The sequence below is a fragment of the Sphingobacteriaceae bacterium genome, from assembly GCA_002319075.1.
Lineage (GTDB): Bacteria > Bacteroidota > Bacteroidia > B-17B0 > Aurantibacillaceae > Aurantibacillus.
Genome location: NVQB01000001.1, coordinates 769,240 through 792,798, shown reverse-complemented (window position 1 = coordinate 792,798; position 23,559 = coordinate 769,240). Strand labels below are relative to the sequence as shown.

Annotated in this window: 16 protein-coding genes; 8 read left to right on the top strand and 8 right to left on the bottom strand. The window is 40.4% G+C overall.

Translation table 11 applies throughout. From position 1 onward, the window contains the following. Positions 1–147 precede the first annotated feature (147 nt). A complete protein-coding gene (locus CNR22_03480) occupies positions 148–3,165 on the top strand; it encodes a hypothetical protein (GenBank protein ID PBQ30874.1) in 3,018 nt (1,005 codons plus the stop codon). A gap of 159 nt (positions 3,166–3,324) precedes the next feature. Beyond that, positions 3,325–6,258 (top strand): hypothetical protein, encoded by a 2,934-nt coding sequence (locus CNR22_03475; protein ID PBQ30873.1) that lies wholly within the window; start codon positions 3,325–3,327, stop codon positions 6,256–6,258. Between the two features lie 86 nt (positions 6,259–6,344). Here CNR22_03475 and pfkA read toward each other — a convergent pair whose 3' ends face one another. Beyond that, positions 6,345–7,322: a 6-phosphofructokinase gene (gene pfkA / locus CNR22_03470; GenBank protein ID PBQ30872.1), complete on the bottom strand. Its 978-nt coding sequence runs from the start codon at positions 7,320–7,322 to the stop codon at positions 6,345–6,347. 80 nt (positions 7,323–7,402) lie between these two features. Here pfkA and CNR22_03465 point away from each other — a divergent pair, with 80 nt between their 5' ends. Genes CNR22_03465 through CNR22_03455 form a run of 3 tightly spaced genes read left to right on the top strand, consistent with a single transcriptional unit; the run spans position 7,403 to position 9,821 of the window. Beyond that, positions 7,403–7,819: a Holliday junction resolvase RuvX gene (locus CNR22_03465; GenBank protein ID PBQ30871.1), complete on the top strand. Its 417-nt coding sequence runs from the start codon at positions 7,403–7,405 to the stop codon at positions 7,817–7,819. Between the two features lie 59 nt (positions 7,820–7,878). Beyond that, positions 7,879–9,096, top strand: coding sequence for a scca2/scca1 fusion protein isoform 1 (locus CNR22_03460; GenBank protein ID PBQ30870.1), 1,218 nt, complete (start codon positions 7,879–7,881; stop codon positions 9,094–9,096). 29 nt (positions 9,097–9,125) lie between these two features. Beyond that, entirely contained in the window at positions 9,126–9,821 is a 696-nt protein-coding gene (locus CNR22_03455) for a 16S rRNA (uracil(1498)-N(3))-methyltransferase (GenBank protein PBQ30869.1), read from the top strand. 5 nt (positions 9,822–9,826) lie between these two features. Here CNR22_03455 and CNR22_03450 read toward each other — a convergent pair whose 3' ends face one another. From CNR22_03450 to CNR22_03435, 4 genes are all read right to left on the bottom strand, one after another. After that, positions 9,827–10,111: a hypothetical protein gene (locus CNR22_03450; protein PBQ30868.1), complete on the bottom strand. Its 285-nt coding sequence runs from the start codon at positions 10,109–10,111 to the stop codon at positions 9,827–9,829. A gap of 133 nt (positions 10,112–10,244) precedes the next feature. Next, entirely contained in the window at positions 10,245–10,820 is a 576-nt protein-coding gene (locus CNR22_03445; GenBank protein PBQ30867.1) for a glutathione peroxidase, read from the bottom strand. A gap of 252 nt (positions 10,821–11,072) precedes the next feature. Beyond that, entirely contained in the window at positions 11,073–12,398 is a 1,326-nt protein-coding gene (locus CNR22_03440) for a citrate (Si)-synthase, eukaryotic (protein ID PBQ30866.1), read from the bottom strand. 76 nt (positions 12,399–12,474) lie between these two features. After that, positions 12,475–13,764: a phosphopyruvate hydratase gene (locus CNR22_03435; GenBank protein ID PBQ30865.1), complete on the bottom strand. Its 1,290-nt coding sequence runs from the start codon at positions 13,762–13,764 to the stop codon at positions 12,475–12,477. A 422-nt stretch (positions 13,765–14,186) separates the two neighbouring features. Here CNR22_03435 and CNR22_03430 point away from each other — a divergent pair, with 422 nt between their 5' ends. From CNR22_03430 to CNR22_03420, 3 genes are all read left to right on the top strand, one after another. Next, on the top strand, positions 14,187–17,306 hold the full coding sequence (locus CNR22_03430; protein PBQ30864.1) for a hypothetical protein: 3,120 nt from the start codon (positions 14,187–14,189) through the stop codon (positions 17,304–17,306). A 161-nt stretch (positions 17,307–17,467) separates the two neighbouring features. Continuing rightward, on the top strand, positions 17,468–18,019 hold the full coding sequence (locus CNR22_03425; protein PBQ30863.1) for a hypothetical protein: 552 nt from the start codon (positions 17,468–17,470) through the stop codon (positions 18,017–18,019). A 9-nt stretch (positions 18,020–18,028) separates the two neighbouring features. Beyond that, positions 18,029–19,516 carry a hypothetical protein gene (locus CNR22_03420; GenBank protein ID PBQ30862.1) on the top strand — a complete coding sequence of 496 codons (1,488 nt, stop codon included), beginning with the start codon at positions 18,029–18,031 and terminating at the stop codon, positions 19,514–19,516. On the opposite strand, the gene CNR22_03415 is transcribed toward CNR22_03420, so the two are convergent. Genes CNR22_03415 through CNR22_03405 form a run of 3 tightly spaced genes read right to left on the bottom strand, consistent with a single transcriptional unit; the run spans position 19,496 to position 23,432 of the window. After that, the gene (locus CNR22_03415; protein ID PBQ30861.1) at positions 19,496–20,380 is read right to left on the bottom strand and encodes a hypothetical protein; all 885 of its coding nucleotides are present in this window, start codon (positions 20,378–20,380) and stop codon (positions 19,496–19,498) included. The genes CNR22_03420 and CNR22_03415 overlap by 21 nt on opposite strands. Further along, positions 20,370–20,597 carry a hypothetical protein gene (locus tag CNR22_03410; GenBank protein PBQ30860.1) on the bottom strand — a complete coding sequence of 76 codons (228 nt, stop codon included), beginning with the start codon at positions 20,595–20,597 and terminating at the stop codon, positions 20,370–20,372. Before CNR22_03410 ends, CNR22_03415 begins: the two co-directional genes overlap by 11 nt. A 36-nt stretch (positions 20,598–20,633) precedes the next feature. Next, positions 20,634–23,432 carry a hypothetical protein gene (locus tag CNR22_03405; GenBank protein ID PBQ30859.1) on the bottom strand — a complete coding sequence of 933 codons (2,799 nt, stop codon included), beginning with the start codon at positions 23,430–23,432 and terminating at the stop codon, positions 20,634–20,636. Positions 23,433–23,559: the final 127 nt, after the last annotated feature.

The following is a 23,559-nucleotide window of genomic DNA, read 5'->3' as shown; positions in this document are numbered from 1 at the left end:
AATTTTTTAAACTTGAAAATTTTCAGACAAACATTATTTAAGTACTTAATCGTAGCCTAATCTTTTCTAGCTAAATAATTTAGAAATCAGAGAGCTTGTATTTTAGGAAGCAATAGTTTGTGTAAATTCAAGTCATATAATTAACCCATGATTCAAAAAATTACTTTTCTCGTTTTTGTAGTGTTTATCTGTCTTAAAAGTCAGGCACAAGCTTATTCACCAATTGCTACAAGTGGTTACACTCTTGACGCGATTGCAGAGAATACAACCGCTGTATTAACCACCGGTGCCACTCTTGATGGCGTAAATGTGATGTATAGCGCCGCGTATGCTGCCCTGGTTAGTTCTTCCTATGGTTTACCAAATAATGGCACTTTATCGTCCTCCACTAAAACTTTTCAATTACAAAATTATACTGGTTCCAATTTACTTTTTGTTCCGCATGCCGCGCAGGATTCGCTTACTTTTATAAGTCCCGTAGCCTGTCAAAGCGTAAGCATTCTGAATTTCGCTACCGATGCTTTTAGTCCCACCACTATGAGTGTTACTGTAAGGTTTACAGATAATAGCACGCAGACTTTTTCGAGTGTGACAGTGTACGACTGGTTATATACTGGTGCTACAGCTTTTGTAAACGGATTTGACAGGTTAAACAGATCGAATGATACACCTGCCAATGAAGGTGGAAATGGTAATCCCCGTTTTTTTGCGACGGACTTTCCAATACTTTGCGCCAACCAGGGCAAACAAATTAAACGGCTTATTTTTAAAAATACAGGTGGCAGCAGCGAAAAAATAGGAATTCTTGCGGTTTCAGGAGTTCAGGTTCCTTTAACCGCCAGTGTGAGTCCCGCCAATCTTTGCACTTCGGGTGGATCTGCCACACTTACTGCTGGCGGTGTGTCTAATTACACCTGGCTTCCTGCAGGAAATTTTGCAGGTGCAACAACTACAGTAGTTTCTGTAACACCAGGTGTTACAACTGAATTTACCGTGCAGGCAGTGAACTCACAAAGCTGCACTTACAATGCTATGGTTACTGTAAATGTATTTAGTACGGTACCCACGCTTACTGTTACTTCAACTGCGCCTTCCGGAGGCATTTGTCCTACCAAAACCGTGATGCTTACTGCAAGCGGTGCCACTACCTATAGCTGGACTGGGGGAGCGAGCACCGTTACCAACGGTGTAGCGTTTGCACCGTCTACTACAACAGACTACACTGTTACTGGCGCGAATGCCTGTGGAACAAGTACTGCCGTATCTTCAGTTTCTGTTTTTCCTTTACCTATAGTTATTGCCGTTGCAAGTACCCCATCACTTTGCTCCGGCGCAGCACTCACATTGACTACAACAGGCAGTAATGCCTCTACGTACACGTGGACAGGTGGTTTTACCAGCGGCACAAGTTTTTCGCCGGCTCTAACGAGTACCTATGTTGTAAGGGGCACAAGCGCTTTAAATTGCACGGCTTCAGCAGCAGTGGTTGTATCGGTGGTAACCACGCCAACACTTGCGCCAACCTCAAGTTCACTTATAAATTGCATTGGAAATTCTTTCACATTAACAGCAACAGGGGCTAGTAACTACACTTGGACAAGTGCAACGCAAACCGTTTTTACACCCACCATGCTTTCAACACCCGCAAACACAGGCATTACCAGCTACACCGTGACAAAGTCAAATGCGAATTGCCTAGACACTAAAATAATAAGCATTACAACCAACTCATTGCCTGTAGTATTCGCTATTGCAAATCCCACACAGGTTTGTGCAGGAAAGCCGGCAACCTTAACTGTTGCTGGTGGACAAACCTATGTGTGGACTTCTCCGGGCGCTCCTCCAACAGTAGCGTCATTTACATTCTCGGGCGCCAGTCCGCTTGCTTTTCCTCCTATACCAACTACCTACACAGTAGCGGCTAATGACGGAACCTGTGTGGCTGCAACTACGGTTTTTGTTCATGCAGATCCGAATCCAACGATCATTACCAGCGCAGCTCCAGCTACACTTTGCAGTGGCTCCACAACTACGATTAATGCAAATGGGGGTATCAGTTATACAATTACTTCCTCTGCCACTTCAGCTACCTTTGCTGTCTTCCCGGTTATAGAAACACTTACAACCACTTCCGCTTATCTTATTAGTGGTAATAATTCTTTCGGATGTATAACTTCAACCAGTCAAATTGTGCAGGTTTATGGTAATCCAACTCTGACGGCTGTGCCGCTTAAAACGCTTGTTTGCAGTGGTGGTAGTGTTCAAATAAATGCTTCAGGGGCAAATACATATTTATGGAGCAGTGGCGCTGCTACTTCCAGCGCCGTTGTGAATCCTGTTAATGCTATCAGTGGTCCTGTTATTTTTACGGTGACGGGTACTTTTACAAATACTCTTTGTTATACAGAAAAGACGGTTGCCGTAAGTGTATTTATTCCAACAATTACTGTTAGTGGAAATACAAGTGCTTGTAATGGTGGAGATATTAATTTGATTGCAAGTGGAGCAAGTCAGAATAAATATACCTGGTATACTGTTCCCGGCGGCGCCCCAACTAGCACAGTTTCACAGTTGATCATCCCTATTACCGCCCCTGCGGTTTACACCATCAGCATTCTAACCACATCTTCAACAGCAAGTCTTTGTCCGGCGACAAAAACGATAAATGTAAATCTGTACCTGAATCCAGTTATTACGGCCACTGCGCAAAGAACCCAAATCTGTGCTAAAGAATCAGTCATACTTCATGGAGTTGGTGGCGATACTTATGTTTGGAATACAGGCTTTAACACACCCACTATCAACGTCTCCCCATCTGGCACCACTAATTATACTGTTACGGGAACGGATACTAACGGGTGTATTGGTACAGCAACAATTCAGATAAAAGTATCTTCCTGCACAGGAGTGGCAGACTTAACTGCTTCTAACTTGGGATTGAAGGTTTATCCAAATCCAAACAATGGGCAGTTTACCATTCAATCAGACTCAGACTTGAAATTGGACTTATTGAATGAATTAGGACAGGTAATAAGAGTTATAGAGTTATCTGCAGAAAATAATTACAGGGTTTCTTTAGATGTTCTCGACAAAGGTCTCTATGTTTTAAGAGGGCTGAATAACACTAATACCTTTTACACAGGTAAAATAGTCGTTGCTGAATAAATGTAAAAGGGTAGAGTACTAATTAATAGAACAAGTTCTGAGAATTTTCAAGGTTGTTAAAAGTTAATATTTAAGAAGGTTTTAGTTAATAATTACTAAAATTTTTCCTATATTAGTGAGGCACACAAATCACTAATTTAAAACCTATTACCTACTTACATGAAAAAAATTACTTTTCTATTCGCTTTGATGCTTTGTATGAATTACTCATTTAAGGCTCAGATACTATTTTCAGAGACTTTTTCTACCAGTCTCAACCAATGCGTCGCTACAAATTCTTCGAATGCAAATTGGGTATGGTCCAGTTCCTGCGCACAAAGTACTGTTACTGGGCACAGTGTTTCGGGGCATGCCATCTTTGTTGGTAGCGGCTGCCAGTTTGGAAGCAGTGGAACCGTTAGCGGTAATTTAAACACTCCTACAATGACTATTGGTCCTTCAGGAGCTGTTTTGACCTTCAATTATTATCTACAAAATGAATGCACAGGAAGCTCGACCAATTGTAGCTATGATATTCTTTCCCTTCAAATTTCTACAAATGGAGGTACTAGTTTTACATCCCTGGTTTCAAATGCAACAACCAACACGCTAATTGCAAATAATGCAACGTGGACGCCCGTTACTTATGCATTAAACACCTATAGCAACCAAACCATAATGCTCAGGTTTAATTTTAATTCTGTCGATGGTATTGACAATGCGTATGATGGTGTTTATGTGGATGACATTATTGTCACTTCCAACTGCTCGATCAATTTAACAAACAGTGTAAATAATAGCACCGTATCTCCTTTTATCTGCGCGGGAAATAATTTAACGCTTACTACGAATGCCGTGAGCAATTTTTCATGGAGCACTGGTGCTACAACTTCTTCTATAGTGGTTGCTCCAACTGCTAATACCGGTTATTCGGTAACCGCTACAAGCTCTGCTAATTGTGTATCGTCTTCAGCAATAAATGTTCAGGTAAACGGCACTGTGCCCTCTTTGTCTGTGGCTAACACCTCTTCGGCAACTGGCGGAGTTTGTCCGAATGCTTCAGTAACTCTTACAGGAACTGGTGCGACCACTTATAGTTTATCCAGCAGTAGTGGAGCAAATTTAATTAACGGAGTAGCCTTCGTACCTACAACCAGTGCAACTTATACCGTTTCAGGAATTAATGCTTGTGGCAGTACATCCGCCATTACTTCCATTTCGCTTCACCCGCTTCCAACCGTTACCGCAGTGGCAAGCACATCTTCTTTATGTTCTGGCAGTACGGTTTCTTTAACAGGGATAGGCACCGGCACTTCTTACACATGGTTTGGAGGGCCTGGAATAGTGAATGGTGCCGCTTATGCGCCATCCACTTCTGCAAACTTTACGGTGGTTACTGCCAGCGCTTTAAGTTGTACTGCTTCGGCCACAGTTCCCGTAACGGTTATTACCACTCCGAGCGTAACTTCAGTTATCTCTCCCTCACTTATTTGTCTTGGAAAGTCCAGTACACTAACAGCGTCGGGCGCAGCAAGCTACAACTGGTCGGGTGGAGCGCAAACAGCAACTACCAACTCCTATGTTGTAACACCTGCTGTTCCTGGTATTTCAACCTATACCATTGTTAGGGCAAATTCGGTGTGTACAACAACGCAGGTTGCAACTATTATTACAAATGGTTTACCAACAGTATTCGCCATTGCAGCTCCTACACTGGTGTGTGCGGGGAAGCCTACAACGCTAACGGTGGCGGGTGGCCAGACTTACACATGGACTTCACCCGGAGTGCCTCCAACAGTTCCTTCCTTTACTTTTACAGGTGCTAGTCCACTTGCATTCCCACCAGTATCTACAATTTATACTGTAGCAGCTCATGATGGTACTTGTGTAAATACAACTACTGTATTTGTTCAGGCTGATCCGAATCCAACCATTATTACAACATCCAGTCCTGCTACACTTTGTGCTGGCTCCACGGCAATTATCAATGCTACAGGGGGGTTAAGCTATACAGTTACATCTTCTGCCAATTCTAATACTTACTCTGCATTTCCTATTACAGAAACGCTTACAGCTAGTACCGCTTTTAATATCACAGGAGATAATTCTTTTGGTTGCAGTACTTCCACTGTGCAATTTGTTCAGGTATTTGGTAATCCAACGCTAACAGCAGTGCCCAATAAAACACTGGTATGCAGCGGTGGTAGTGTGTCGGTTAATTCAACCGGTGCCAACACTTACTCATGGAGCAACGGTGCAACAACGCAATCTACTATTGTAAATCCTATTAGTAGTGTAACGGGTCCGGTTATTTTTACGGTTACCGGTACTTTTACAAATACCATGTGTCATGCTGACAAAACAGTTGCTATTGGGGTGTTTATTCCAACTTTAACAGTTACAGGAAATACAAGTACTTGCGTGGGTGGCACAATTGTCCTGCAGGCAGGCGGTGGCACAGGAGCTCTTAACTATAAATGGTACACAGTTCCTGGCGGTTCTCCGTCGGGTACGCAGTCGGCATTTAGTTCAACCATTGCAGGTGCTACAGTTTTTACACTTACGGGTTTAACCACTTCGGGATCTGCCTCTCTTTGTCCAGGTACAAAAACGATAGACGTGAATCTGTTTTTTAATCCAACCATTACAGCCACGGCGTCAAGAACACAAATTTGTGTGAAAGAAACTATGGTGCTTACCGCTAATGGTGGAGATAGTTATTTGTGGAGTACAGGTTTTAATACGCAAACAATTAGTGTATCGCCGAATAGCACCACCAACTATACCGTAACTGGTACAGATTCGAATGGATGTACCAATACGGGAACCATTCAGGTTAAAGTATCTGGCTGTTCAGGAATCGCAGAACAAAATGGTGCAAATTTAGGACTGAATGTCTATCCAAATCCAAACAACGGTGAGTTTGTAATTGAATCAGGCGTGAATTTAAAATTGACTTTAGTAAATGACCTTGGACAATTAATTCGTGTGATCGAATTATCGGGAGCAAATAATAACAAGGTTTATGTAAATGATCTGGCTAAAGGAATCTATTTCTTAAGCGGCCAAAAAGATAATGTACAAGTAAATCAAAAAGTGATTATCTCTAAATAAGTTGTTTAACAGTCAAAATAAAAATCCCGTTTCGTAAAGGAAACGGGATTTTTTTTATAATTACTGTGGTATTAAAACTACTGTTCTTAGCTACTTAAAATTTCTATAAGCTCAGCCAGTTCTTTGTCAAGCGTATCATGATGTTTTACAGCATTTTCTAAAGCTGTGAAGGTTATTTCATTGTTTACTATTCCAACCATAACATTCTTTTTGCCATTCATTAAGGCCTTTACGGCATTAAATCCCACCATACTTGCATTTACACGTTCCATGCAGGAGGGATTTCCTCCGCGCTGTATATGTCCTAAAACGCTCACTCGCAAATCAAATTCTGGACACTCCCTTTTTATTATTTCCGCTACTTTAAATGCACCACCACTCTGGTCTCCTTCAGCCACAACAATAATTTTACTACTTTTTGTACTTCTCCATTTCTTCATTTTTTGCACAAGATCGTCGAGGTCATGATTTAATTCAGGAACCAATACAGCTTCTGCACCACTGGCAATAGCACTGCGCAAGGCAATGAGGCCGGCATCTCTGCCCATTACTTCTACAACAAAAACACGGTCGTGACTTTCGGCCGTGTCCCTTATTTTATCCAGGGCGTCAATAACGGTATTAATGGCAGTATCGTAACCAATTGTAAAGTCTGTTCCCACCAGATCATTGTCAATGGTGCCTGCACAAGCTATAATGGGGATACCCGCAACTTTACTTAGTGCAATAGCACCTCTGAAAGACCCGTCGCCTCCAATAATTACCATGCCATCTATTTTATTTTCTTTCACCGTTCGCACAGCTTTTTGAAGGCCTTCTTCTGTTTTGAAACGTTCGCTTCTGGCGGTTTTTAAAATAGTGCCACCTTTTTGAATAATCCCGGAAACACTTTCCCGGTTTAGGTTTAAAAAAGTGTTATCTATAAGTCCTTCGTAACCTCTTATAAATCCTATAACTTCTATATTATGATAAAGCGCCGTACGAACTACAGCTCTTATGCAGGCATTCATCCCCGGAGAGTCGCCACCTGAAGTTAATATTCCAATTTTTTTCATAGTATTCAGAGCTTCTTAATAAGCTTCAGATTCGAATTTACAAATTCAGAAGCATTTAAGACTGTGAATTATTCCGTAATTTTGAAAGAATGGGAAGAATCTTAGCAATTGATTACGGAAGCAAGCGGGTAGGACTGGCAGTGACAGATAGTCTTCGAATAATAGCTACGGGACTTACAACTGTTCACAGCAAAGATCTTATCGAGTATCTCGAAAACTATTTTAAAAGAGAAGCAGTCGATATTATTGTTGTGGGAGAACCCAAGACACTGCAGAATGATAAAAGTGACAGTGCACGTTTTATCGATCCCTTTGTTGTTCATCTTCAGAGAAAATTTCCAGATAAGAAAATAGAACGTTACGATGAACGTTTTACCAGTGCTATGGCTCATCAAACGATGCTATCAGGCGGTTTGAAAAAGAAAGACCGCCAGGCAAAAGATACAGTGGACATGATCAGTGCCATTATTATTTTACAGGATTACATGAATTTTTCAGGAATGTAATTTTTTGCGGATTTTTTTATGGAAAATTAAAAAGCTGCGCATCTCTATTAAAAAAGACGATGCTAAGTATAAAACTCATTAATTTCGCGATTGGATTAAGTACCGGTATTTTATTCACCGGCAACGAAAAACCAGAAGTCAAAACTGTTGCTTCCAATAACAATAAATTTGCTTTTGATCTGTATCATCAGCTCTCGCAAAATAACACTAAAAATATTTTTGTTTCACCTTTCAGTATTTCCACAGCGCTGGCTATGGCGAATGCCGGAGCTAACGGTAGCACAGCGAGCGAAGTTGCAAGGGTAATGCACTTTTCTGGCAATGATGAGGTGTTTCATTACTATTACGGTTCATACATTCAAACCCTTGAGGAAAACGCAAAAAGCGGAATTCAGCTCAAAGTCGCAAACCGCTTGTGGATGGAAAAGAAATTGGATCTCAAAGCTGGTTTTTTAGATTTGAATCGTCGCAACTATAAAGCGTCGCTGGAGGAAGTTAGCTTTGTAAGGGATCCTGAAGGAAGTCGGGCACTTATCAATTATTGGGTGGAAAAGAAAACAGAAGGCAAAATAAAGAATTTATTACCGGTAGGTACGGTGACTTCAGATACGCGCCTGATTTTAACGAACGCTATTTATTTTAAAGGCTCCTGGTGGAACAAGTTTGATAAAGCCAATACAAAACCTGAAAAATTTTACAGACAAGAAGGTAAAGACATTGAAACACCTTTTATGACGCAGCAAGCAGTACTGGGTTTTTATGAAAACAGGACCTTTAAAATGGTACGCCTTCCCTACAAAGGAAATAAACACAGCATGGTTATGGTTATGCCGCAGAACATAACGGATCTTGCAGCACTTGAAAAAGTGATTGATGCATCAAGTCTTGATATAGTTTTTCAACAAGCAGGTTACTTGCAAATCAAGCTATCAATTCCGAAATTTAAGATGACTTTGCCTTTAAATTTAGTACAGCCTTTAAAAAATATGGGAATGAAACTTGCGTTTTCTGAACAGGCTGATTTTACAAAAATGTGTGATACTACAAAATTGCATATTTCTGATGTAGTACATAAAGCATTTATTGAGATAGACGAAGAGGGTACTGAGGCAGCGGCGGCTACGGCGGTTGTGATGTGCCTCGAATCGTCAAGTATTGTAGAGAAACAGAAAGCGAAAGAATTTATTGCCAATCACCCGTTTTTATTTTATATCGTAGACGACGAAACAAAGGCCATCGTTTTTATGGGCAGAGTTATGGATCCAACCGCAAATTAATAATCCCTGTAAATTCTTATTTTTGTCTCATGAATATTTTCATTGCAAACATCGAAGGATCTACAGGAATTTTAACCAGTGAAGAAAGCTGGCATTGTGCAAAAGTGCTTCGAAAAAAAGCAGGCGAGGCTATTCACCTGATAGATGGGAATGGGAATTTTTATGAAGGCACACTTGAACTTGTTTCTGAAAAACAAAGTAAAGTGCATATCACGAAAGGCCCAATTCCACAACCTAAAAAAAATTATTCTTTACACCTTGCTATTGCGCCCACAAAACAAATGGATAGAATAGAGTGGATGGTTGAAAAAGCTGTGGAGATTGGAGTAGATGAAATCAGTTTTATAAATTGCAAAAATTCGGAGAGAACAGTAATTAAAACCGAACGTATTGTTAAGATCGTTGAAAGTGCCATAAAGCAAAGTCTGCAGGCCTATCTTCCTAAAGTAAATGAACTTCGCACTTTTAAAGAGTTTATTCAAAATGCACAGGCCGATCAGAAACTAATCGCTCATTGTTACGAATCGCCAAAAGATGAAATTAAACAAGTAGATTTCATAAATAAATCCACAGTAATTATGATCGGTCCTGAGGGAGATTTTACCATGGAAGAAGTGGGACTTTCGGAACAAAATAATTATAAAGCCATCAGTCTTGGCACCAACCGACTAAGAAGCGAAACAGCCGGGCTTTATGTTTGCCAGGCTGCATCGCTTTTAGTTTAAAAATCTTACCAACGTAGATTCTTAAGGCCTTGTTTTTTGTATTTGCCCAAAGATTTCAGCAGTGGAATAAGTTTATCACTTTGAATATAATCCGCATTTTTGCTGATCGCCTCAAGGTTTTCTTTTTCTGATTGAACATTCCATACGGTGATGCGACGCCTGTGATGGTGCGCCAGATAAACCTGTTCGCTTGCAATTTCAGCATTGCTGATCGTTATCCCGAAAAGATCCATTTTGTTTGCAATGTTAAGACCATTTTCGAAACTGGAAGGATAAATAAATAATTTCATATCAGGATCTTTAATTTTTAGAATGCGTAAAAAACTGCTTCATACGCTAATGTATAAAGAAACAGTACTGAAAATAAAACGGCGGTGGATTTTGACATATATCAAAAAACACCGCCGCTAAAAAGAGATCAAACTATAATAAGGAAGTGATCTCGCTACTCATTGGATCTACCTTGCTGTTGAAGAATTTCACAACATTTCCTTTTTCATCGATCAGGTATTTACAAAAATTCCAACCAGGAGCATCACTGCAGGTTCCGTTTTCTTCTTTGGTACTTAACCATTTGTACAGGGGAGTAATATCGCTGCCCTTCACGCTTACTTTTTCCATCATCTGGAAAGTAACGCCATAATTTTTTGTGCAGAAACTTTTGATTTCAGTGCTGCTTCCTGGTTCCTGTCCGCCAAAATTATTTGCTGGAAAACCAATCACAACCACTTTATTACCATACTTCTCGTGAAGGGCTTGCAGGTTTTTGTATTGAGGAGTGTAACCACATTCGCTGGCTGTATTTACGATCAATATTTTTTTACCTTTAAATTTAGAAAGGCTGAGGTCCTGACCATCGAGCGTTTTCATTTTAAAATCGTAGATGCTCATTTTTGCGTTAGATTTTGTTTCAATTTTTTTTGTAGTTGCAGCTATGGCAAAAATGCATGTTAGTGCTAAACCAAGTAGGCCTGAGAGTTTAATTGCTTTGTTTTTCATGACTGATGTTAGAGTTTAATTACAAACAAAGGTAGATGAAAAAGGTTTACCATCTCTACACTTATCTTGAAGCAGATTTCACAAATTACACAGATTTTAATACCGCGCCCAATCTTCAGAGCCCTCAATGTCTCTATGAGGAGAAGCGTAAAATAGTCTGCACCCCGATCAGTATAGTCTGCGGCAACTTGTGAGCAAAAAAAAACCGGGCCATTTTCATAACCCGGTTTCTAGATTTAGTTCTATAGAAACTTATTCTTTTGCAGCAGCCTGTGCCGCTTTAATTTTAGCTTTAATGTTATCAGTGGTTAAAGAACCCGGACGCTCGATAGGAGAATTCGTAGCTCTGTCCCAGATTAAACTTGCCAATACACCTAAGGCACGACTTACACCGAATAATACTGTGTAGAAATCATATTCGTGCATACCGTAGTGAACCAATAAAGCTCCCGAGTGCGCATCCACGTTAGGCCAAGGATTTTTGATTTTCCCTGTGCTTTCTAAGATCGGAGGTGCTACTTCGTACACCATTTGAACGATCTCACAAATGTCGTCGTGTTTAATATAGGTTTTGTAGAAATCTTGTTGAGCAGTAAAACGAGGATCTGTTTTACGTAACACAGCATGACCGTACCCCGGAACAACTTTTCCTTCAGTTAATGTTTTTTTGATGTATTCGGCAATCTGATCTTTGGTTGGTAAACCACCACCTAAAGTTTCTTTTAACTCCATGATCCAGCCTAATACTTCCTGGTTAGCTAATCCATGTAAAGGACCTGCTAAACCGTTCATACCCGCTGCAAAAGCCAAATACGGATCAGATAATGCAGAACCCACTAAGTGAGTTGTGTGCGCTGAAACGTTTCCACCTTCATGATCTACGTGAATAGTTAAATACAAACGCATTAAACGTTTCATATCAAATTCTTCGTAGCCTAACATGTGGGCGAAATTTGCAGCCCAATCTAATTTATGATCTGGTTCAATGTGTACATTGTTTTTGTACTTACGACGGTAAATGTACGCTGCAACACGCGGTAAACGTGCGATCAGGTTCATGCTATCTTCGTAGGCATAATCCCAGTAATCTTTTTTACTCATGCCTTTTGCATAAGCTTTTGCGAAAACCGATTCTCTTTGCATGGCCATAATCCCAATAACAAACTGGGTCATAGGATGCGTATCTACTGGTAAGGCTTCGATAACGTCAAACACGTGTTTAGGAACGTTACTGCGTTTTTGCCATTCGTTTGTGATAAAAGTAACATCATCCTGCGTTGGAAGTTCTCCCACTAACATTAAATAGAAAATGCCTTCTGGTAAGGGTTCAGTTCCACCCGGAGCTTTTGGTAATTGTTTACGTAATTCAGGAATAGAATAGCCCCTGAAACGAATTCCTTCCTCAGGATCTAAACGTGAAGTTTCAGTAACCATACCCGGCATACCACGCATACCCTGGTAAACCTGTGCAACGGTGATTTCGCCTAACTTTAGGTCACCATGATTTTTAATAATGTCTTTAATCTCTGTAGACAAAACGTCTGCTTTTGTCTTAAACTTTTCTTTCAACGGATCCATGGAATAATGTCTTTATATGGTTACTAATTTACACTCTCAGCGTATATAAACAAAGTTATTTCGCATTATTTTTTTGTTATTTCGCAAACTTAAAACTGTTTCCCAAATAACGTGCTGAGTTGCCTAATTGCTCTTCAATACGCAGGAGTTGGTTGTATTTTGCAACCCTGTCGCTGCGTGACGGAGCACCTGTTTTAATTTGTCCGCAATGCAAGCCAACTGCTAAATCTGCAATGGTTGTATCCTCAGTTTCACCACTACGGTGGCTCATCACAGAGGTGTAACTGTTTGTTTGGGCTAATTGAACAGCCTGTATAGTTTCTGTCAAAGAGCCAATCTGGTTTACTTTTACAAGTATCGAATTAGCTATACTTTTGGTAATTCCTTCCTGTAAACGGCTTACATTGGTTACGAATAAATCGTCGCCCACTAACTGAACTTTATTTCCAATTTTGGTAGTCAGTTTTTTCCAGCCATCCCAATCATCTTCCCCAAAACCATCTTCTATAGAAATGATAGGATATTTTTTAGACCAGTCGGCCCAGAAGCTCACCATTTCGTCGGAAGTTAATTTATCGCCGGTGGATTTTTTAAAGTGATATACTTTTTCTTTTGCATCATAAAATTCAGAAGCAGCAGCATCCATAGCAATATAAACGTCATGTCCTGGTTTGTAACCTGCCGTTTCAATCGCCTGGATCACTAACTTAATAGCATCCTCGTTGTTTTTAAGGTTAGGAGCAAAGCCTCCTTCGTCACCTACATTAGTACTTAATTTTTGTGATTTCAGAACGGATTTCAGGTTATGAAAAATCTCCGTTCCCATACGTAAGGCTTCACTGAAAGATTCTGCACCTACAGGCATTACCATAAATTCCTGGAAGTCTATGCCATTATCGGCATGTGCGCCACCATTCAAAATATTCATCATTGGTATTGGAAGTGTATTGGAATTAACACCCCCCACATACCGGTATAAAGGCATTCCTGATTGCTCGGCAGCTGCTCTTGCAACAGCGAGTGAAACTCCTAAAATAGCATTAGCACCTAAGTTTGCTTTATTTGGACTTCCATCCAGCTCAATCATTTTAGCGTCAATATCCCCTTGGTCAAAAATGTAAGAGCCTTTTAACGCCTCGCGAATAACACTGTTTACATTGTTTACTGCCGTGTAAACACTTTTGCCCATATAATGAGATTTATCGTTGTCACGTAATTCTACTGCTTCATGGGTTCCCGTAGAAGCTCCCGAGGGAACGGCTGCGCGTCCTAAAACCCCGCTATCTGTTACTACATCTACTTCAATTGTCGGATTTCCGCGAGAATCCAATATCTGGCGGGCAGTGATATTATTTATAAATGACATACGATTTTGATTTAGGCAATGAAATTAATAATTTTTTAGGAGATAGAGTTTAACAAATGCTCATTTCTAATAAGCTGATTATTCACGCAATCGTTGTCAGTTTCTTATGAACGTCAATGGCAATTAGATAGGTTTTTACTTTTTTAGAAATCCTAAGTTTTAAGCGCAGAGAATTCTTATTAAATCTGCTTTTTGCTTGATTGTCTTTTTGGGAATTTAGTATGACCTGAGAGCAAAATATTCCCTTTTAATTAATTATAACTTATTTCAATCCTGTTTTTTGGCATTGCACGCATTTTAGAATTATGAACTTCATCTCTAAAATTTTATATTCTACCTCATTTGGCAGATGGTTTATCTCAATCGCCCTATTTGTATGTTACATTTGATTTAACTGCACACTAACCTTAAAATTTCTGATCATGGTTTTCGCTGAGTTTAGAATTGCCTTCTCCTTTTTACTCCTGGTTTTGGGCTTCATACAACCACTATCTGTATATGCACAATGTAGTTTTAACGGACTAGCTTCAAACTATTGTGTTTACTCCCCTACAAGTCAATTAACTTCCACCCTGGCAGGTGGTGTATATTCCGGGCCAGGCGTAACTGGCTCGGTGTTTAATCCTTCAGTGGCCGGAGCGGGAACACATACTATTTCGTATGTTTTATGTCCTTCTTCTTACACTATTACTTCAGGAACTTATGCGCCCTATACAGCTTCATCAGGAACGGCAAGTTCATCAGGTTCTTTATCTGCAGAGGGCACTACAGTTTCTTTAAGCGATGATCAAATGACCTCTACGGCAGCAGCGATTGGTTTTAACTTTAAGTTTTTTTGCGCTACCTACACGAGCTTTTATATTTCTTCAAATGGCTTTATAAGTTTTTCTGCCTCTCAAAGTAACGGTTGTTGTTCCGGAGGCACATTGCCAAGCACCTTAACACCTCTAAATATTATTACCGCCACATGGACTGACTGGAATCCAGGAGCAGGTGGAACGATAAGCTACACAACGGTAGGAACTTCTCCAAACAGAAAATTAATTGTGTCTTACGTTAATATTCCTCACTTTGGTTCAGGCGGTGGGAATCTTACAGCTCAGATTCACCTGTATGAAACGTCAAACGTTATTGAAGTGCACACCGCAAGCATGGTACCCAATAACTACAATCACACCATGGGTATTAAAGATGTTACAGGAACGCATGGAGGGGCTGTTTCAGGAAGGAATTCTACCAGTACGTGGACCGCAGTGGCAGAGATGTACAGGTACACGCCAATTCCGGGTTGTGCGTCTACTCGAACAACTTATGTAAGTCCTTCTTCTATCCCGGTAAGTGGCAATATGTCAGTTTGTTTAGGTGGCTCCGCAGCACTTACTGGTGGTGGTAATGTAACATACACCTGGAGTACAGGATCTAATTCTGCATCTATAAACGTTACACCTTCTACAACCGCGGCGTATTCGGTTTCGGGTACAAATGTTTTCGGCTGTGTAGCCAATTCGGCGGTAACAGTTACTGTAAATACAGTTGGACCCACGGTTACAGCAGTTGCGAGCAATACGGCCAATGGCATTTGTCCAGGTACTACCTTGTCCTTAAATGCTTCGGGAGCAATAAGTTATACCTGGAGCAACGGAGTTGCTAATGCAACGGCATTTAGTCCTACGCTTTCAGATACTTTTACTGTTACGGGCGCTAATGGCTGTGGAAGCGCTACAGCGGCGGTTACTGTTTCTATCCATCCCCTTCCTGTAGTCTCGGCCGCGGCAAGTTCGCCATCGGTTTGCTCCGGCAATACGCTGTCTCTTAGCGGAGCAGGAGCCTCTACCTATACCTGGTTTCCACAGGTATTAAATGCAGCACCTTTTACACCTGCTGTTTCTGCTAATTACACTGTTTTTGGAACAAGTGCAATGGGTTGTACCGCAATGGCAACAAGCTCTATAACGGTTTATCCCACACCCAGTGTTGCACCGCTAAGCTCACCAGCTTTAATTTGCATAGGTGGTTCTTCGAGTCTAACTACATCGGGAGCTTTGACATACACTTGGTTACCCATAAACAGTTCCGGCAGTCTTGCTATCGTTTCTCCAACTGCTACAACAACTTATAGCGTTGTACAATCTAACGCCCACTGCTCAAGAACACGCACACTAACGGTAGCCGTCAACCAGCTTCCAACCATAGCAGCGTTAGTAAATCCAACTTTAGTTTGCGCACAAAACGTTGCCACACTGGCTGCCGCGGGTGCCCAGACTTATACATGGACCGCTCCGGGATATACCACCTATGGTGCATCACCTGTTATTTTGCCTTCGGTTAGTACCACCTATACACTTTCGGCTTCCGATGGAACCTGTATAAATAGTACCACTGTGGGTATTGCCGTTAATCCAAACCCGGTTCTTACTATTGCAGCAAATAATTCGGTTATTTGTGCAGGTGATACGTCTGTTCTGACGGTTAGTGGCGCTCTGAGTTACAGCTGGAATCCGGCTGTTTCGCTCAATTCTACAGCTGTGGTTTCGCCAACAACAGCAACAAATTATCTGGTTACCGGAATTAATTCTCTTGGTTGCACGAGTATCATGGGTCAGGTAATACTTGTAAATGCTCAGCCCACTGTTATAGCAATAACAAATAAAACACTGGTTTGTGTTGGTGGTTCGGCAACACTTACCGCAAGCGGCAGTGCCAATTCTTATACCTGGTCAGGTGGGCAAACTTCTGCAACAACCATCGTCAACCCTCTGGCAACTTCTATTTACAGCGTAACAGGGCAAAATACTATAACCGGCTGTAAAAAAACAAACACGGTAGTAGTCACTATTTTTACGCCTGTTTTAAGCATCTCGGCAACTTCATCCATCTGCACGGGTGGCACAGCACTATTAACTTCGTCAGGAGCTTTAACTTATACCTGGAGCAACGGAAGCAATTTAAACTCTGCCACTGTTAGTCCTGTAACGGCGTTAGTGTATACATTAAGTGCAACCAGCAATAGCAATGGATTACATTGTGCGTCAACTGCCACCGCCAGTGTTGGAATTTATTCAAATCCTACAGTGACAGTTCACTCCAATAAAAGCATACTTTGTAAGGGAGAAAAAGCCATTCTTACAGGTTCGGGCGCGCAAACTTATACATGGAGCAACACCGCTTCCGGAGCAACCTTGCAGGTATCGCCAATGGCACAAACAATTTACACTGTTACAGGAACCGATAGTAACGGATGTGTTAACACAGGCACAGTTCTTTTAAAAATTTCGGTTTGTGCGGGTATCGGGCAACTGAACAGAGATACTGGAGTACTGACCATTTATCCAAACCCCAACAATGGAGAGTTTACTGTTCAATCGCAGGCAGACCTGGATTTGAGGCTGGTAAATGAACTTGGGCAAGTAGTTAATTTTATTAAGCTTTCAGATTCCAACGAACATAAAACCCACCTTACTGATATTGCCAATGGTATCTATTTTATCATGGGCAACAAAGACAACCAAATGATCAGTCAGAAGATCATAATCATGAAATGAAATTTTAAGAATGTTAAATACAAAACCTCCTCCTGGAGGTTTTTTTATTTGCGTGCAGCGTTTTTAAGATAACGGCGTCTTAGAAGTGTATTGAGAAAGAAAAATATCCCGGTTAATTTTAGACTAATTTAGAATCACGAATTTTAGTCGGTAATAGGTAATTGATTGATTCAGATAAGATAATAGCAAACTGTAAAAAGGGCGATAAACAAGCCCAGTTTCAGATGTATAGTTGGTTAGCGCCGACTCTGCTTGGCATTTGCGTGCGTTATTTGCAGGATCGGGATGAGGCTGAGGACGTTATGCAGGATTCTTTTGTAAAGATTTTTACCAATCTGAAGTCGCTTAAAAATGAGGGCAGTTTTGAAGGCTGGGCCAAACGCATTGCTGTTAATACTGCTCTTACAGCATTACGAAAAAAAAACCGTATTTATTTTGAGCGCAACCTCGAAATAGTAGAGACTATAGAATTTGAAAGTGAAGAAAAAGAACACATGAGTCTGGAGGAGATTCTTTCCTGTATGAGTGTTCTTTCTGAAGGTTACAGAACAATTATCAATCTTGCTTTGGTGGAAGATTTTTCACACCGCGAGATTGCAGAAAAATTAAATATAACAGAAAGTACGAGTCGCTCACAATTGGCAAGGGCGCGACAGGCATTAATGAAACTGCTGAAAGAAAAAACACTGGCCGTAAGTAAAAAAAACGCTTAAGCTGAACTCATGGAAGATCAGGACAACATAAACGAACATTTAAAAAGCAGGCTTGAAGATTTCAGGCTTGAGCCAAGGATGACTTCTTTTGAAGTGATCCAGGAAAAAATGATGAAGAAAAAAAGAAGAGCATTTTTTGTTTTCGTTATCCCTGGAATTGTTCTTTTGCTGGGTACTGCGGGTTATTTGTTTTTTAAAAATGAAAAGACTCTACAAATGCCTTTTAGTAACACGGTTACAAAACACACGCAGAGGGAGGAAATTTCAAGTACACTTCCTTCTTCTAAAACTGAAAGATCTAAAGCTGAAATTCAAACAACAAATGAACTTCCGGGGAAGGTTGATAATACTCATCCCGGACCTCTGGCAAGCAAATCAAGATCCGACAAAAAGCTTTCACCTGAAAAATCCAAAACTGAAACAAGAGCAGTGAAGCGCTCAGCAATCCTGAGGAAACCGTCGCAGGAAATTTCATCGCAGAGGTCTTTAGCCGGTCAAATGCAAGGCGTTCATAGAAAAAGAAATACAGATGCGCAACAGTCAGGATCAAAAAACGTAGTAAGAGAGAGTGAAGCTGAAACAAGATCTTATAGTACCGCTACAAAAGAAATTAATCCCGACATGGTTCAGGAAGAACCGCTGCAAAGTCTGGAATATAACTTTGATAAACTCGAGTTGTTGACTATGCCGCTAAAATATGAGAGAGCTTCGCAAAGCATCCGTGCAGATTCCGCAAGAGAATTACCGCTGACAAAAAATTTAAATGACTCTATAAAAAAAGAAAAAAAGGTGAATTTTTTTGTTGGCGCAGCTATCAATCCCCAAATGGGCGCCTACTTTCTTAAAAAAGAAAAAGGCAACGATCAGGCTGTTTACGATGCGTATTATAAGGCTGTAAAAAGTGAAAACAGTCTTATGTTTAATTATGGTTTCGGTCTTAAAGGTGGCTTTTTAATTAAGAACAAATGGGAAGTGCTTGCTGGATTTGGTTTTCAGAAATACACGCAAAAAAGCAAAGCGGTGGTATTGCCTTTCACAAATTATAATCAAAGCACGTCAATTCCATTAACTCCGCAGAATTTCAATACAAATAATGCTCCCGATCCAAACGCTATCTATAAAAGCACTTATAAATACTATGACTTTTCAACGGAAGTTGCACGACTTTATACGTTTAATCGTTTCTTGAAAGTAAAATTTGCTATTGGCTTGCATGCTCAAAAATTAAGACTGAAATCAAAACTCTATTCTGCAGACCTTGCCTATTCAGCGCAGTTTGATGCCCGCAATTCATACATGTATGAGCAATCCAGAAAGTGGATTGCTAATGTAAATTTAAAAGCAGGACTTATTGAAGAGGTCACTAAAAATATTCAGTTTCAAGTGTGTCCGAATATGTTTTATTCGCCAGCATCAATGATTAAAGAAGGATTTTACTACAAACAAAAAAACTTCGGATTTGGTTTAGAATGCCTGTTACTTTTTAGACTTCGTTAATTCAGGTCCTGAGATCTTTCCTTCCTCCTCATTTCTTAAGCCTTTAACACTTACGAGTTTTACTTTCACTGTGCCTACAACAATAGGTGTTTCGATATAAATAGGAATTTTATTTTTATCATTACTTACCCAAACCGTCATGCCTTCTCCTTTTTTAAAGATGGAGCCTTCTACTAAAAGCGGACTAAACTTTATACAATTATATTTCCCAAGTTCCTTAGAGGTAAAAACTTCTTTTCCCAAATAGCGTACATAAATGGGATACACTTTTCCATCGAGTAACAAAGAAATACTAACAGTGTCGTTATACTTGCAATTAGAATAATCAATATTACGGGCATAATAAATGGCAGTAAGTACATCTATAGTACAGCTATTAATTTTTAAGGTATCTATTTTGATCGGCTTTTCTCCACGATTAATGAGTGTGTAAGCTCTTTTTTGAGCATTATTAAAGATGTAGGTATGCTTGTCTTTTTTAGAGCCCTCAAGTATATCTGCTTTGAATTTTAAAGGACGGAAAGATTCGGAGTCTACATAAGTTTCAAAAACGTCACGTACTTTATAAAACCAATCGTATTTAGTATAGGTACTTCCTGTTCCTGTAAAGCGATAACAATTTCTTCCGTTTAATTTCGAACTGTTCACTTTAAAAGAAGCATAGGCAGATTCTACCCAGATCATTCCCCAGTTATAAACTATCTGATAATTGAGTTCTTCGCCTGAAGAAAAAGCAACATTTTTTGTAACGCAGGAGGTTTGCGAAAATCCATTAGATCCTAAAAACAAAAGACAAAGAAGCAGAGTGATTTTTTTTTTGAATAAAGATTCCGGTGAAATATGCCTACTTGATTTACACTCCATAAAAGGCTATGAGGTCTGATTTAAGTTTCATGTGATCTGCGTAATAAACTGTTTTTTGTCCGGCTTTTACAATAACACCGTAAGTATTTTTTGCAGAAACTTTTTTGACATCGATAATCTTGGCAAAATAAGCAGTTTCTTTTTTGAAAGCCGATTTCCAGATCGAAAATTTTGCAGTTTCGCCTGAAGGCAATTTAAGTTCAAAAGTTTCTATCATAATTTCTCTTTTGCTCTTTACGAAGATAAAAAATTATCAATAGGTCACTACCATTTTTAGAACATTGCTTTGTGATGAATTGCTAATTCTTACATAATAAACTCCCTGCTTTAAATTCGCAATTTTAATTTCCTGTTTAGTCAGAAGATTTTTTTGTGTATAAATAACCCTCCCGGTTAAATCAATGACTTCAATATCTGAAAAAAGTTTGGCGCCTTCTACAATAAAAGTACCTGAATTGGGATTGGGATAGATAAGGATGCCAAGACCCGAACCTTCGCACGTAACCTGCCTTAGGGGATAGATATATTCAGCGCCATTAAAGTCTTTTTGTTTCAAACGGTAATAGGCTAATCCGTTTAAGGGACGCTCATCGGCATAAAAATAATTCTTTCTAAGATTGCTTGTGCCGGCTCCTTTTACATAGCCCACAGATTCAAAATTAATTCCGTCAACAGCTCTTTCTACTAAAAAATAGTCGTTGTTTTTTTCAGAAGCAACAGACCATTTGCAATTCACTTTGTAATTTTCACAGCCCAGCTCAAAAGAAAGTAATTCAACTGGAAGGGGACTCGCATTAATACTTCTTGTTCCTATGGTATAATAAAAATTAGTAGTGATGTTGGATGCGTCTAAAGAAAATTCAACACGATCGCCAAGCACTGATTTTGTTGTGCCTGAAACGATAGAAAAATTTCCGGAGGGAGAGCTGCGCGATAATAATTCATAGTTAGCCGCAACCCCAGGTAGTAAACTTAACCTATAATCGCTAAAATCAAAAAAGACAGTTAAGGTGCCATTATTACTGCTAACATCCGTTTTGTTTACATACCAGTCGTTAAACCAACGCTGGGTTATACCTGCAGGCAAATTGGAAGTAGATACGGTTGTTGTTACAGGGCAATTCATGCCAAAGGTTATGTAGTCTCCATTATCTTTTAAAAAATCTGTTGAGGTAGTGCCAGTGCGAATTCCCATGCCCATGGTACTTCTTGTTCCTGCTACGCTATCGGTAGAACTTTCGCGTCCAATACCATTCACAAAACGTTGATAGGAAGTAGAACTTGGTGGCGTATATTTATTGATAGCAATACTAATTCCATTTTGTGCAGATTGATTTGCTTCCAATAGAAGTCTGCGAGTAGAGGAAAGTGCAGTTGGAAAAACAATAACTTCCGACTCTTTAACAATGGCGTAGCGATTAACGCCGTTTACATATCCACCAATTAATAAACTACCGGCGATGGCTGATCCTACAGCATTAGAAGAATTACTTAAAGGAATATTCGTGCCATTTAAATAAGTAGTAGTTCCTCCTCCGCCACTTTGCTGAATAAGAACGGAACTGAATGGCGTAGACGGGTAGTTGACATTCGGATTAGAAGGTGACCACGATACCCATTCTTTTACAGCTATCACAGATGTTCCCGAATTATCATAGTCTCCTCCGGAGTTCCCGATACCAATTCCTATACCAGCCTGTCCGCCGGTGCTGACATCGGTTCCGAGTTTTACAAACGCACCATTAGACGACGAACCGGACGTACTTGCAAGCAACGAGATGGAAACTGGGTAAGCACTGGTAGAAAGTGCTGCCACTAAATTCTGAGGAAATCCGGCAAAATTAATAGCAGGGTTAAGGTTGTTTTTAACGATGCTCCCCGCATTTACAATTCTTGGCTGATTGGTAGCTGTTGCCTGCGCGGCATGTTTACCTGTTCCTGATTGATCATACCAGATAGCCACGGATGCACTGGCAGGAGAAGCGGGTAGGGCCGAAAGGGCGGGCCCTCCCGTTAAATAATATTGACTTTGCGACCACTCTAAAAACTGGCGATCAGTTGTAGTTGGAAGAGAATTAAACGTTATACTTTCTGAGATCCAGCCATTCAGGCCCGTTAGTCCATCTGCGCGACCGCCCAATACAAAAGGATTTCCGTTATCACCATACTGCCCGACACTTCCTGTTGCTGTTTGCGAACCGTTATAATAAAATGTGTAAGAACCTCCCGATGCTGCCTGGTATGTCCAGATAGAAAGTGGAAGAGAGGCATTAAAAGTCTGACCGTAGCCGGCAAAACTATAACCAGCGTTCGACCCGTCGCCAATAACCACTTGTGCATTGTACAAATCTAAAGGTGAAGGATAATTTGTATTGGTTTTATTATGAATGGTATTGTAGGTAACATTTGTGTTAACCCGCGCCACACCATTGAAGCAAGCGGCTGCAGAAAAGGTTGTAAACGCAGCTGTACTTAACGTGCAACCCATGCCGGTAAAATAAACCGCAGGCCTTCCTCCTTGTCGTTCAACAACACCTGCATTTACGATCCTGGGTTGATTAGCAGTTGTGCCCTGGCTGGCATCTCTGGCATTTCCACTTTGGTCGTACCAGATAGTTACAAAAGCGCTATTAGTTCCTGCAAAAGTTTTTAATGCGGCTGTATCCAGATCGCCATTAGGTGTAAAAGCTATATCAAGGGTAGGACTTCCAGTAGCACTGCTTCTTACCCGGATAGCATTTCCGGGATAGGAACAACGGAGACGGCGCAAACTAAAAGCCGTAGAACTTGTAACAGTTATTGCGCTTAATGGATTTGAAGCCAGTACAAAAGTTTTTAAGGCAACAGTGTCAAGATCACCACAAGAGTTAAAGCCGATATCCCCGGTGCCATTGTCGCAGGTACGTTGCACTCTTATTGCACTGCCGGAATACGTGGGAGTCATTTTTCTCAAGCCATACACCGCACTTGCGTCATAGCTAAGCTGCGCGCGGCCTGGTAAGCAGCACAGTATAAAACCAAAAAAGCAAACGCGAAAAAATAGGCTTTTCATTCTTTCTTAAAATTAACCTTTGTTTCGTAAATATACACTAAGAATTAAAAATTCAAATCGCCTTTAAATGCTGTCAAATTCAATTATACTACATTCTGTAGCAAAGCAAAGCTATCTTGTGTAGTAT

Coding starts and splice junctions, on each gene's coding strand:
- CNR22_03415 (PBQ30861.1), bottom strand. CDS start 20,380: ATGGAGTGTAAATCAAGTAGGCATATTTCACCGGAATCTTTATTCAAA.
- CNR22_03450 (PBQ30868.1), bottom strand. CDS start 10,111: ATGAAATTATTTATTTATCCTTCCAGTTTCGAAAATGGTCTTAACATT.
- CNR22_03475 (PBQ30873.1), top strand. CDS start 3,325: ATGAAAAAAATTACTTTTCTATTCGCTTTGATGCTTTGTATGAATTAC.
- CNR22_03445 (PBQ30867.1), bottom strand. CDS start 10,820: ATGAAAAACAAAGCAATTAAACTCTCAGGCCTACTTGGTTTAGCACTA.
- CNR22_03410 (PBQ30860.1), bottom strand. CDS start 20,597: ATGATAGAAACTTTTGAACTTAAATTGCCTTCAGGCGAAACTGCAAAA.
- CNR22_03465 (PBQ30871.1), top strand. CDS start 7,403: ATGGGAAGAATCTTAGCAATTGATTACGGAAGCAAGCGGGTAGGACTG.
- CNR22_03460 (PBQ30870.1), top strand. CDS start 7,879: ATGCTAAGTATAAAACTCATTAATTTCGCGATTGGATTAAGTACCGGT.
- CNR22_03480 (PBQ30874.1), top strand. CDS start 148: ATGATTCAAAAAATTACTTTTCTCGTTTTTGTAGTGTTTATCTGTCTT.
- CNR22_03440 (PBQ30866.1), bottom strand. CDS start 12,398: ATGGATCCGTTGAAAGAAAAGTTTAAGACAAAAGCAGACGTTTTGTCT.
- CNR22_03405 (PBQ30859.1), bottom strand. CDS start 23,432: ATGAAAAGCCTATTTTTTCGCGTTTGCTTTTTTGGTTTTATACTGTGC.
- CNR22_03430 (PBQ30864.1), top strand. CDS start 14,187: ATGGTTTTCGCTGAGTTTAGAATTGCCTTCTCCTTTTTACTCCTGGTT.
- CNR22_03435 (PBQ30865.1), bottom strand. CDS start 13,764: ATGTCATTTATAAATAATATCACTGCCCGCCAGATATTGGATTCTCGC.
- CNR22_03455 (PBQ30869.1), top strand. CDS start 9,126: ATGAATATTTTCATTGCAAACATCGAAGGATCTACAGGAATTTTAACC.
- CNR22_03420 (PBQ30862.1), top strand. CDS start 18,029: ATGGAAGATCAGGACAACATAAACGAACATTTAAAAAGCAGGCTTGAA.